The sequence below is a fragment of the Burkholderia sp. GW821-FHT14F03 genome (assembly GCF_058803765.1).
In genome coordinates, this window is the sequence record NZ_JBXAPG010000025.1 from 92,757 (window position 1) to 104,782 (window position 12,026).

At 65.3% G+C, this 12,026-nt stretch carries 8 protein-coding genes and 1 pseudogene; 5 read left to right on the forward strand and 4 right to left on the reverse strand.

The genetic code is table 11. The annotated features are described in order from the left end of the window. Positions 1 to 19: 19 nt before the first annotated feature. The 3 genes and pseudogenes from AC1RQF_RS18550 to AC1RQF_RS18560 all read right to left on the reverse strand — a co-directional run. Positions 20 to 1,357: a dihydroorotase gene (locus tag AC1RQF_RS18550; protein WP_274001419.1), complete on the reverse strand. Its 1,338-nt coding sequence runs from the start codon at positions 1,355 to 1,357 to the stop codon at positions 20 to 22. A gap of 1 nt (position 1,358) precedes the next feature. After that, positions 1,359 to 1,919, reverse strand: coding sequence for a gamma carbonic anhydrase family protein (locus AC1RQF_RS18555; RefSeq protein ID WP_274001420.1), 561 nt, complete (start codon positions 1,917 to 1,919; stop codon positions 1,359 to 1,361). A 468-nt stretch (positions 1,920 to 2,387) separates the two neighbouring features. Next, positions 2,388 to 3,335: pseudogene (locus tag AC1RQF_RS18560) on the reverse strand (MBL fold metallo-hydrolase); the annotation flags it as partial. A gap of 161 nt (positions 3,336 to 3,496) precedes the next feature. Here AC1RQF_RS18560 and AC1RQF_RS18565 point away from each other — a divergent pair. Further along, positions 3,497 to 3,946 (forward strand): winged helix-turn-helix transcriptional regulator, encoded by a 450-nt coding sequence (locus tag AC1RQF_RS18565; RefSeq protein WP_443111554.1) that lies wholly within the window; start codon positions 3,497 to 3,499, stop codon positions 3,944 to 3,946. Positions 3,947 to 3,979: 33 nt separating this feature from the next. Here AC1RQF_RS18565 and AC1RQF_RS18570 read toward each other — a convergent pair whose 3' ends face one another. Continuing rightward, positions 3,980 to 4,468, reverse strand: a complete 489-nt coding sequence (locus AC1RQF_RS18570; RefSeq protein WP_274001423.1) for an Lrp/AsnC family transcriptional regulator — start codon at positions 4,466 to 4,468, stop codon at positions 3,980 to 3,982. A gap of 164 nt (positions 4,469 to 4,632) precedes the next feature. Here AC1RQF_RS18570 and glmS point away from each other — a divergent pair, with 164 nt between their 5' ends. The 4 genes from glmS to AC1RQF_RS18590 all read left to right on the forward strand — a co-directional run. Beyond that, positions 4,633 to 6,462 (forward strand): glutamine--fructose-6-phosphate transaminase (isomerizing), encoded by a 1,830-nt coding sequence (gene glmS / locus AC1RQF_RS18575; RefSeq protein WP_274001424.1) that lies wholly within the window; start codon positions 4,633 to 4,635, stop codon positions 6,460 to 6,462. 444 nt (positions 6,463 to 6,906) lie between these two features. Continuing rightward, entirely contained in the window at positions 6,907 to 9,603 is a 2,697-nt protein-coding gene (locus AC1RQF_RS18580) for a type VI secretion system Vgr family protein (RefSeq protein WP_492872661.1), read from the forward strand. 11 nt (positions 9,604 to 9,614) lie between these two features. After that, positions 9,615 to 11,381, forward strand: a complete 1,767-nt coding sequence (locus AC1RQF_RS18585; RefSeq protein WP_492872662.1) for an alpha/beta hydrolase — start codon at positions 9,615 to 9,617, stop codon at positions 11,379 to 11,381. Between the two features lie 76 nt (positions 11,382 to 11,457). Then, a partial coding sequence (locus AC1RQF_RS18590) for a T6SS immunity protein Tli4 family protein (RefSeq protein ID WP_492872663.1) occupies positions 11,458 to 12,026 on the forward strand: 569 nt, incomplete at its 3' end.

The window sequence follows — 12,026 nt, forward strand, 5'->3', positions numbered from 1 at the left end:
CCGCGCGGATCCCGAGGCGTCAGCGCGCGAAGCGCAGCGGCAGACCCTGACAATCGTCGTACAACTGACCATCGAGCCACGCGATCTGGCCCGACACGAGCGTCGCGCGCACCGCGTGGCGAAACGCGTGATCGACGAACGGCGTCCAGCCGCAGCGCGCGAGCACCGGCGCATCGCGCACCGCGCGCGGTTGCGCGAGCCGCTCGATCAGCGCGAGATCCGCCCAATAGCCTTCACGCAGATAGCCGCGCTGCTCGATCGAGAAGCGCGCGGCGACCGCGTGGCTGGTCTTGTCGACCAGCGTCGCGAGCGGCACGCAGCCGTCGGCGACGAGTTCGAACAGCGCCGGCAGCGCGTGCTCGACGAGCGGCAGGCCCGACGGCGCGTCGAGGTAGGGGCGGGCCTTCTCGGCGCGCGTGTGCGGCGCGTGATCGGTGCCGATCACGTCGATCCGGCCGCTGACGAGCGCCGCGCGCAGCGCGTCGCGGTCGGCGCGGCGCTTGATGGCCGGATTGCACTTGATCAGGTGGCCGAGACGCGCATAGTCGCCGTCGTCGAACAGCAGGTGGTGCACGCACGCCTCCGCCGTGATCTGCTTGCCCGCGATGGGGCCCGGCGCGAACAACGCGAGCTCGCGCGCGGTCGTGATGTGCAGCACGTGGAGCCGGGTGCCGAAGCGCCGGGCGAGCGACACCGCGAGGCTCGACGATTCGAAGCAGGCGGCCTCGTCGCGGATCAGCGGATGCTGGTCGGGCGGGATCTCGGCGCCGTGGCGCGCCGTCCATTGCGCCTCGCGCGCGCGGATGCGCGGCGTCGCCTCGCAATGCGCGAGGAGCGGCAGCCGGCACACTGCGAACAGGCGTTCGAGCACGGCCGGATCGTCGACCAGCAGGTTGCCCGTGCTGGCGCCCATGAAGACCTTCACGCCGGCCGCGCGGCGCGGATCGAGCGCCGCGATCGTGTCGAGGTTGTCGAGGCTCACGCCGAAATGGAAGCCGTAGTTCGCCACCGAGTGGCGCGCCGCGCGCTGTTCCTTGTCGGCGAGCGCGTCGAGCGACAGCGTCGGCGGCGCGGTGTTCGGCATGTCCATGTAGCTCGTGATGCCGCCCGCGACGGCCGCGCGCGATTCGGTCGCGATGGTGCCCTTGCGCGGCGCGCCGGGTTCGCGGAAATGCACCTGGTCGTCGATCATGCCCGGCACGAGCCACGCGCCGCGCGCGTCGAGCGCGGGCTCGCCGGGGCGGCCCGCGAGGCTGCCGGCGATCTGGTCGATGCGGCCGTGCCGCACGCGCAGGTCTGCGTCGAATTCGCGCCCCTCGTTGACGAGCCGCGCATTCCGGATCAATAGGCTCGTCATCTCAGAACTCGTTGTGCAGCGCCTTGTAGCCGCGCACCAGATCGATGTTGGTGCGGGCGACGTCCTCCGAGAACTCGGTGGCCGACACGCTGACTTTCGGCAGGCGCGCGAGATCGGTGCGCGGGCCGATGCGCTCGGTCGACGCGACGTAGAAGCCGGCCGGCAGCGTGCAGCCGTCGACGACCGCGTTGTGCCGCACGACGCAGCCGTCGCCGACGACGCAATTGAACAGCACGCTGTTGAAGCCGATGAACACGCGGTCGCCCACGGTGCAGGGGCCGTGGATGATCGAGCGGTGCGCGATCGAGGTGTGCTCGCCGATCGTGACGGCCGCGCCCGATTTCGAATGGATCACGACGCCGTCCTGGATGTTCGAGTTCGCGCCGATCACGATCGGCTGCATGTTGCCCGACGCATCGACCTCGTCGGCGCGGATCACCGCGTACGGGCCGACGAACACGTTGTCATGGATCATGACCTTGCCGCAGATGATGGCGGTCTGGTCGACGTAGGCGGACTGGGCGATGCGCGGCAGGTGGCCGGACGGGTTGCGGCGGATCATCGGAGGCGGCGGCAAGTGGTGGAGATGAAAAGATATAATATATCGTTTCATCGAACAAGCGATGACGAGAGGCGGGGTTGGGTGGAGGGGCGGGGAACGGCGGGGTGATGCGAGGCGGGTGCGCTGGAGGGCTGGCGATGTGTCGCATCGGCGCGGTGTCACGCCAGCGAGGTTTCGCACCGGCAAGGTGTCCCACCGGCAAGGTGTCCCACCGGCAAGGTGTCCCACCGGCAAGGTGTCCCACCGGCAAGGCGTCACATCGGCGAAGCGTCGATCGGCAAGGCAGTGCACCGGCAAAGCCGCCGCATCGTCGGCTCATCAGGTCGGCGAGGGTTCGCCAAGGGGGGGAAGCCGGCCGCGCGACGACCGGATACGCGGATCAGGTCGTCCCGGCCTTCGGTTCATCCGCCCCGCGCGGGCCGCGGGGCGTCGCAAGCGTGCGTCGGCGCGCGATCAGTGCGCCGGCGGCGCGTCCGCGGCGGCGGTCGGCGTCGCGGCATCGTTGGCCGGGGCCGGCCACTGCATCTCGCCCTTGATGACCTTCGCGCTCAGTTCGAGCGACGACTCGTCGGCGAGGCCAGGATAGCGCTTCTTCATCGCCGCGATCAGCGCGGCCGAGTCCGGCGCGCGCGCCGCCTCGACCTCGAAGGCCTTCAGGTAGTCGCGGGTGAAGCGCACCGACGCGAGCGTGTCGGGCGCGCTGCCGTTCGGATTCGGCAGGTAGTGGCCGGGCACCACGCGATGCGGCCGCAGCGCCGCGATGTGATCGAGCGTCTTGAGCCAGTTCGCGCGCGAGGCCGGCGTCTGCGTATCGGCGATCCAGACGTGGATGTTCGCGGCCACCGGGATGCCGCCCACCACCGCGTGCGCCGACGGAATCGACACCACCGTGCGGTCCGGCGCGGGGCCGTCGAGTCCGACGATGCGCAGCGTCTGGCCGTCGAGCGTGAGCGTGTCGCCGTCGAGCGCGTCGGGCACGACGAGCGCGCGCGGCGCGTTGTCCTTCAGGATCGGCCCCCAGTACGCGAGCTTGCTGTCCTTGTTCGCGCGGATCGCGGCGACCGTCTGCGGCGTCGCGAGGATCCGGACGTTCGGGAACGCGGCGCGGATCGTGTCGAGGCCGAAGTAGTAGTCGGGATCGCTGTGGCTGATGTAGACGAGCTTCAGCGGCTTGCCGGTGGCCTTGATCTGGCTCACCAGCGCCTCGGCGTCGTTGCGCTGGAACTGCGCGTCGATGAGGATCGCGCCGGTCCTGCCGGTCACGATCTCGGAGGACACCGGGAACAGGCTCTTTTCGCCGGGGTTGTAGACCGAGATGTGCAGCGGCGCGGCGGCGTCGGCCGCGCGGGCAGGCGCGGCGACGCCCGCGAGCAGGGCGGTGGCGGCGACCAGGGTCGCGAGGGAGCGCAGGATCATGGGCAGTTCCATAGGTGAGGGTGAAGGCTGGCGGTGGCGCGGACGCTTGGCGTTGCCAAGCGATGCGCCGGAACGCGTGGACGAGGCAGCCCGAAGGCGGGCGTCGCCGCGACTGCTGGTATCTTCGGGATACGTGGTAACGGTTGGAAACTATAGTCGGGATGAGGAAGATGGGGAAGAACGCACTGCCAAGTGAGTTGGTTACCGCCGGGAAACCGTCGCTGCTCGACGCGCCGCAGCCGGGCAACGTCTACGCCGCGGAATGTCCGACGCGGCTCGTGCTCGATCGCATCGCGGACAAATGGACCGTGTTGATCCTCGCGCTGCTCGTGCATCGTCCGCTGCGCTTCAATGCGTTGCTCAGGCAGGTCGAGGGGCTGTCGCAGAAGGTGTTGTCGCAGACGCTCAAGCGTCTCGAACGCGACGGGCTCCTGAGCCGCACCGTGCATGCGACGGTGCCGGTGTCGGTCGAATATGCGCTGACGCCGCTGGGCGCGACGCTCGCACGCGCGCTCGGCCCGTTGATCGCGTGGGCCGAGACGCATATCGACGCGGTGCTGGCCGCGCGCGAAGCCTACGATGAGCGTGCCATAGGCTGCACGACCGGTTGAGCGGCCGCTGCCGCGTGCGGACGCGGCGTTCCGTCAACGCTGTGGCGCGGCGCCCGGCACCGGTGCGTTCGCCTCGAATTTCGCGCGGTGGGTCGAGAAGAAAGTGCGGACGTTGCGCACGTTCGCGGCATGCGTGAACAGGCGTCGCGCGAGCGCGTCATAGGCGTCCATGTCGGGCAGTTCGGCGATCACGACGAAGTCGGGCCCCGGCGACACGCGATAGCACTGCGTGACGGCCGCCTCCGCGCAGATGTAGGTTTCGAACGCCGCGTGATCCTCGGCAGTCTGGCGATCGAGCGTGATCTCGATCAGCGCGGTCAGGGTGGGGCCGAACGCCGCCGCGTCGAGCAGCGCGATCTCGCGCACGATCACGCCCAGCTCGCGCAGGCGCCGTACGCGTCGCAGACAGGTGGGCGGCGACGCATGCGCGCGCTCGGCCAGTTCGAGGTTGGTCAGCGAAGCGTCGGCCTGCAGCAGACGGAGCAGGCGCAGGTCGAGGTCGTCGAGGGATACGGCGGGCACGGGCAGTCTCCATCCGGGAGCGGGACGCGGTGAAATAAAATTTCAGATTCACCGATGCATGTCTCATTATTTCACCAAAGTATCAATTTCGAAATTAAATTCCATTTCAGCCATCTTAGTATCGCCGCCATGGGCTCGAAAGAGCGTTCCGGGGAGAAGACGGCATGTGTGGAATTGTTGGGGCGGTGGCGCAGCGGGACATCCTGCCGGTGCTGGTCGATGGCTTGAGGCGGCTCGAGTATCGCGGCTACGACTCGTGCGGGGTCGCGCTGCACCAGGCGGGGCGGCTCGTGCGCGCGCGCAGCGTCGACCGGGTCGCGCAATTGCGGCAGGCGATCGCGGACGGCGAGCTCGCGGGCTACACGGGCATCGCGCACACGCGCTGGGCCACGCACGGCCGGCCCGCGACGGAGAACGCGCATCCGCACGTCTCGCCCGACGACGCGCGGCCGCGCATCGCGCTGTCGCACAACGGCATCATCGAGAACCATGAAGCGCTGCGCGCGGAGCTGGAGGCGCAGGGCTATGTGTTCGCGAGCCAGACCGACAGCGAGGTGATCGCGCATCTGGTCGACAGCCTGTACAACGGCGACCTGTTCGACGCGGTGCGCGACGCGGTCGCCCGGTTGCGCGGCAGCTATGCGATCGCGGTGCTGTGCCGCGACGAGCCGCACCGTCTGGTCGGCGCGCGCGACGGCATGCCGCTCGTGGTCGGCGTGGGCGACGGCGAGCACTTCCTGGCGTCGGACGCGATCGCGCTCGCGAACGTCACCGATCGCATCGCCTACCTCGAGAACGGCGACGTGGTGGACGTGCAGCTGCACCGGCACTGGATCGTCGATGCGGCGGGGCGGCGGGTCGAACGCGAACTGCACACGGTGGCCGCGCACAGCGCCGCCGCCGATCTCGGCCTGTACCGCTGCTACATGCAGAAGGAGATTTTCGAGCAGCCGCGGGCCGTCGCCGACACTTTGCAGGAACTGACCTCGGTGATGCCCGAGTGGTTCGGCGACGGCGCGTGGCGCGTGTTCGACGGCATCGATTCGGTGCTGCTGCTCGCGTGCGGCGGCAGCTATCACGCGGCGCTGACCGCGCGCTACTGGATCGAGAGCCTCGCGCGCCTGCCGGTGAATGTCGAGATCGCGAGCGAGTACCGCTATCGCGACGGCGTGCCGAATCCGCGCACGCTGGTGGTCGCGGTGTCGCAGAGCGGCGAGACCGCCGACGTGCTCGGCGCGCTGCAGAAGGCGCGCGAACTGGGCATGCCGCATACGCTCGCGATCTGCAACGTGGCGACGAGCGCGCTCGTGCGCGACTGCGCGCTGAACTTCATCACGCGTGCGGGCGTCGAGATCGGCGTCGCGTCGACCAAGGCGTTCACGACGCAGCTGGTGGCGCTGTTCCTGTTGGCGTTGGCGCTCGCGCAGGCCAAGGGGCGATTGAGCGACGAGGACGAGCACGCGCACCTGCGCGCGCTGCGTCATCTGCCCGATGCGATGAGCCGCGTGCTCGCGCTGGAGCCGCGCATCATGGCGTGGGCCGAGCAGCTGACGCGCCGCGAGAACATCCTGTTCGTCGGTCGCGGCATGCATTACCCGATCGCGCTCGAAGGCGCGCTGAAGATGAAGGAGATCTCGTATATCCACGCGGAGGCGTATGCGGCGGGCGAGCTCAAGCACGGGCCGCTCGCGCTCGTCAGCGACCAGATGCCGGTGGTGGCGGTCGCGCCGAACGACCGGCTGTTCGAGAAGCTGCGCTCGAACATGCACGAGGTCAGCGCGCGCAACGGCCGGCTGTTCGTGTTCGCGGACAGCGATTGCGGAATCGCCGCCGGCGAGGGCATCGAGGTGATCCGGATGGATGAGTACTACGGGCCGCTGTCGCCGATTCTGCATGCGCTGCCGATGCAACTGCTTGCGTTTCACGCAGCGTTGGCGCGCGGCACGGATATCGATAAGCCGAGGAATCTGGCGAAGTCGGTGACGGTGGAGTAGGGAGATGTCGAGGCCGGGTCGGGCTGCGCGAAGTGTGTCCCGACAGGCAGGCTCGCGGCAATCGTCTCGGATAAATGTGAGGCCGGTTCATTTCACACGCAGCGCTATCGATCAAATATTAGAACGAGTATGGAAAATCGATAAAACTGCTTCAGGTCCGCGGATTTTCCTCCGCGCTCGGCTAGAATCCCGCGGTCATGCGCTTTCACGGCGATCGCGTTTCCTCATGCCACCTTGCCCTTGCGATGATCGAGGGTGTCGGCAAGAGCCGGCTGGTTGGCGATAAGGCGTGGAAAATATATCGGAATTTTAGGATTCCGGATGAATAAATTCGAGATATGACGCCGAGCGGCGGCCGTTGAATGACGGTCGCCTTGTCCATCCATCGTTCCGGGGCGGAAATGGAGCGCACCTCACACATGCGTTCCGTTCACCGATGAGACCATGCCGACACCGTCGTTCACACCCGCGTCTTCCTCGAATCCGTTGGAAGGGCTGTCCTCGATGTTCGCGAATTTCGACCAGTTGTGGTCGATCTTCAGTCAATCGCAGCGGCAGTTGCAGGTGCAGCTGGCCCCGAGCGCGGGCCTGCCGGGCAACGTGATCCTCCCGCATGAGCTGGTCGGCAGCGAAGGGATTTGCGAGCCGCTGCATTACACGCTGCGCTGGCTGTCGACCGATGTGCGTTTGCCGCTCAAGGCCTTCAACGGCGTTCCCATTGCGTTCCGGGTCGGCGACTTCACGGGGGCGCGTCGAACCATCAGCGCCATCGTCACGAGCGCGCATCAGCTGGCGTCGGACGGCGGGTTCGTCCTGAACGAGTTCGTCTGCCGGGATGCCTTGACGATACTCGAACACCGGACGACGTGGCGCGTCTATCGCGCCGTGTCGATCATCGACATCACGCGCGACATCTTGTCCGCGCATCGTGACGGCAACGGCGTACTCGGCAACGCGTTCGAATTCGACACCACGGGATTGAACTCGACCTATCCCGCCCGCGCCTTCACCATGCAGGCGGGCGAAAGCGATGCGGCCTTCCTGATGCGCCACTGGCGATTCGAGGGAATCTGCTGGTACTTCACCCACGATATCAAGGACGGATGGCCGGTTCATACGCTGCATCTGGTCGATAACGTTCATGCGTGGCGCGACAACCCGGCCGGGACGGTTCGCTTTCACCGCGCCGATGCGACCGAGCGGGACGATACGATCACGTCGTTTCAGGCCCATCGTCATCTCATGCCGGGCGCGGTGTTTTCCGCTTCACCTGACTATCGGGTGGCGGGTGTCCGGGAAGTCGGCGAAACCGGCATCCGGGATCAGGGCAAATACGGCAACGCGTTCGCCGTCACGCTGACGGACTATCGCTATGACTCGCCGCACGTCGCGGACGACCTCCGGCACTACGAACAGATCAACCGGCGGCGTCAGCAGGCGCACGAGCAGCGGACCAAGCATTTCACCGGGGAGGGCGTCGTGCGCGCGTTCAGCGGCGGCGCGGGCACGGTTTTCTCGCTGTCCGGCCATGCGGAAATGGATCAGCATCCGGCCGAGCAGCGGCGCCTCGTACTCACCCGCGTCGAAACGCGCGTGCGCAATCATCTGTTGACCGCTTCGCCGGGCAAGGGGCCATTGGCGCTCGATGCCGACAGCGCCGACTATCTGAACCGCTTCGAGTGCGTTCGCGCGGATATCCCGATCGTCCCGGCTTTCGATCCGTCCGCCGTGCCGTCCGTCGGCCCGATGAGCGCGCGCGTCGTCGGCGGACAGGGGCTGGAGATCGACGTGGACGCGGACGGCCGCATCGCGGTCCGGTTTCCCTTCGCGCGAAGCGACGAGCATCCGCGCGCGGGCGCGAGCGGAACGCCGCGCGATTCCGCGCGCATCCGCTACGCGCTGCCGTGGGCGGACAACCGGGCAGGTACGGCGCTGTGGCCGCGGGTCGGAAGCGAGGTGCTGGTCGTATTTCAGCAGAACGATCCCGACAAACCCATCGCGATTGCGACGATGCACGATGCGCATCATGCGCCCGCGCAATTTTCCGGCGCGGGCAGCTTGCCCGCCAACGCCGCGTTGTACGGCATTCGTTCGAAGGAGGTGGGAGGGACGGGCTATGGCGAGTTGCTGTTCGACGATACGTCGCGCGAGATCAAGACGAAGCTCTCGTCCGAGCACGGCAAGACGCAATTGAATCAAGGGTGGATCGGCCATCCACGCGAGGACGGCCTGTCCGAACGGCGCGGCGAGGGGTTCGAGCTGCGATCCGATTTGCCGGGGGCCATTCGCGCATCGCAATTGCTGATTTCCACCGATGCCCGGCCGAATGCGAAGGGCGCGGTGCTGGATCGACAGGAACTGATCGGGCAGCTCGAAGCGGCGCTCGCGATCGCGAAGCAGCTTGCCGACCTGTCGTCCGTGCATGAAGCGGACGGCACGGATACCGCGCCGCAGGAAAAGCTCGTCGAGCGGATCAAGCAATGGGACGGCGGCAGCCAGGACGGCGCGGCCATCGCGCTGTCCGCGCCGGACGGCATCGCGCTGTCGAGCCCGCAGGGTGTCATGGCGTCGGCTGGAACCCACGTCGACGTGGTCGCGGTTCAGGACGTCAACGTCAGTACGGGCCGCCGGATACTCATGCGCGCGGCGCAAGGGCTGTCGGCATTCGCGAAGGCGGGCATGAAGCTCATCGCGGGCACCGGGGATGTCGTCGTGCAGGCACAGCAGGGCCGCGCGGAAATCGGCGCATCCGAACGCATGCATCTCTATTCGCTGAAGGAGCTGGTGATCGAGGCGCCGAGCATCGTGTTCCGCTCGAACGGCGTCACGCAGTCGTTTGCCGACGGTGAGGTGCTGACTTCATCGAGCGGCGCGCACACGATCCAATCGTCGGGATTCAGCCATGTGCGTGGAGGGGGCGGCACTCCCGATCTGCCGCATATGCCGGCGTCGACGATGCGAACGGACGAGCAATTCGCCGTGGCCTCGCGCAATGGGAACGCCTATCCGCCATTCCGGCACGAGGTGATCGACGAGACCCGGGACACGCGCGATGCGGGCGCGCTGGCAACGGACGGAACCAATCGGAACGTCGTGCAGGACGCGCAGATTCGCCCGCTTACCTTCATTCCGAAACCCTGATGGCCGACCCTATGACGACTTCCTCCGCTGATACCTGTGCAACCCGGCCGGTGCATGAAAAGGCCCGCCGCCGGGTCCCGCTGCAGTTCGACGAGAACGGGCATCCGTATTTCGGGAGCGTGGCGAGTCCCGAGAGCTTCAGGATGCGGGCGTTGTGCGTGATGCCGCCGCGTCATGTGATTCCGGTCATCTTCGTGCCGGGCATCATGGGGAGCAATCTGAAGGCCAACGAGATGGCCAAGAGGCCTGGGATACCAGCGTGGAGACCGCCCAATGGAATCATCGATGGCTTGATCGAAGTGGGACGCAGGATCAGGCAAAGTCCGAAGGACCGGCAGATCCAGATGACGCCGGAAGAGGTCGAGGTGGACCGGAGCGGCGACATTCATGTGCCTCGGAACCTCTACACGCTGACGAAAAGCGAAGCGGAACGTCGCGGATGGGGGGAGATTCATCTCGGCAGTTACGGCACGGTCCTGGCCGAACTGGAAATGGCGCTGAACGAACAATACGCCGATGCAGGAACGAAGGATTGCAAGCCGTTACCTGTTTGGGAGATTGCGCGGACGCTGAAACGCAGGCGCGGCTCTGCATCGGACGAGATGGTCGATGTGGTGGACCAGGATTGGCGGCCGGTGAACACCGATGTGCCGCCCTTGAGCGAGCAGGAGTTCAATCGGCTGGACGACTATTTTTATCCGGTATGGGCATGCGGCTATAACTGGCTCGAAAGCAGCGAGCTGTCGTCCGACCGGCTGATCGCCCGTATTCAAGAGGCGATCGATTGGTATAAGAAGGATAGCTACTGGATTTCGATCGACAAGGTCATCGTCGTTACGCATTCGATGGGCGGAATGGTCGCTCGGCGCGCGGCGCAGAAGGCGCCCGACAGCATTCTGGGCGTCGTACACGGGGTGCAGCCCGTCGGCGGCGCTCCCGTGGTTTATCGGCGCCTGCGCTCGGGGACGGAAGTGAACGGTTGGTCCGATATCGGCGGGGCGGCAGCAGCCGTCGTGACGGGGTGGAGCGCCGCCGATGTCACATGCGTGATGGCGAATTCCCCGGGCCCGCTGGAACTACTGCCGACGAAACACCATCCTCCCGGCTGGCTTCGCTTCGAGCAGCGGAGGAACGGGAAAACACGGGAGCTGATGCCGCCGATGCCGATCTCCGATCCGTATGCGGAGATCTATGCGAAGCGAGTGCAGGATGTGTGGTGGGGAATGATCGATGAGACGTTGATTGACCCTGCGAATCTTGCCCAAAAAAACAATACAAATCCTTCCGCGATGTACGGAGCCGCCCTTAAAAAGGCGCGGCTCTTTCATGATCGAATCAAGCTTGATTGTCATCCCGTCACATTCGCGCACTATGGCAGCGATCCGGGACAGGTGTCGTTTGGTCGTGTGGTGTGGACGACTTCGGATGAAGTGGGGGCTGAAGCGGAATCAGGATTGAGCGATGCGCAGACGCAGTCGTTCACGCGGCTCGGTCGTGCAGTGCTCGCCTTTGGTGAGCAGAAAGTAAGCATGAAATTGGAAAATAACGAAAGCCTGGCTACGCATGGCGCAGTCCACGCGGGGGACGGGACTGTCGCTCTCGAATCCGGGGCATTGATTGCAGATGCCACACCGACACCCAAAGTATTCGGCATGATCGGATTCGATCACTCGGGTAGTTACAGAAATAAAAATGTACTCAGCAATGTAATTTATTGCATCGCTAAGATCGTGCAATTGGCTCCGGTTGTGGGTAAGCCTTCATCAAGCGAGGATTGATGTGTTCATTCGATCGATTGTTCAGATGCTTTGCACCTGCTTTTTATTGTCGGTATGTCATGCGGGAGAGCCAGTGATGAGTGAAACAAAAACCTATTGTTTCGGACGCTATTTGGCGGATATCCCGGTTGGCGCTCAGGTGAACGGCTACGCTTCGAGGTATAAGTATGGATATATAAAATCGTCTTCGTTGTCTAGAGTGGAATTCGATGAATACGTCGGGAAGCGTGAGGCGGTGATCAGATCGGGAAAGCAAAAGGATGGATATTCGCTGAAGGGAGGTGGGCGGATAAGTGAGTCAATCTGGATTTTCGAACTGGAAAATCAATTGCTGACTGGCCTGTCGGTCGGGTTTGAGGCCCATCGATGGGATGGCGGACGTGCGTTCGAAATGACTCAAGTGGGCACGATGTCGGATAAATATGACGAAGTCTTGTCCACAATGAAAACGAGCGTGCTGCCGAATCTCCACGCGCGTGATGCCGACGATATACCTTCGCAGCCGGGGTTTTGTCTCAAGGATGGATTCATCGACGACGACGGCACGACCGAGCAATACGAAGACTCGGGGATGAGCTTCAAGTTTCCACAATGGCCGGGCATCCTCATCACGGTGAGCGCGAGCACCACGACCAAAGCCGGCGA

Excerpts from the sequence above, each read along its gene's own strand:
- AC1RQF_RS18550 (WP_274001419.1), bottom strand. The coding sequence starts at position 1,357 with ATGACGAGCCTATTGATCCGGAATGCGCGGCTCGTCAACGAGGGGCGC.
- glmS (WP_274001424.1), top strand. The coding sequence starts at position 4,633 with ATGTGTGGAATTGTTGGGGCGGTGGCGCAGCGGGACATCCTGCCGGTG.
- AC1RQF_RS18580 (WP_492872661.1), top strand. The coding sequence starts at position 6,907 with ATGCCGACACCGTCGTTCACACCCGCGTCTTCCTCGAATCCGTTGGAA.
- AC1RQF_RS18555 (WP_274001420.1), bottom strand. The coding sequence starts at position 1,919 with ATGATCCGCCGCAACCCGTCCGGCCACCTGCCGCGCATCGCCCAGTCC.
- AC1RQF_RS18565 (WP_443111554.1), top strand. The coding sequence starts at position 3,497 with ATGAGGAAGATGGGGAAGAACGCACTGCCAAGTGAGTTGGTTACCGCC.
- AC1RQF_RS18585 (WP_492872662.1), top strand. The coding sequence starts at position 9,615 with ATGACGACTTCCTCCGCTGATACCTGTGCAACCCGGCCGGTGCATGAA.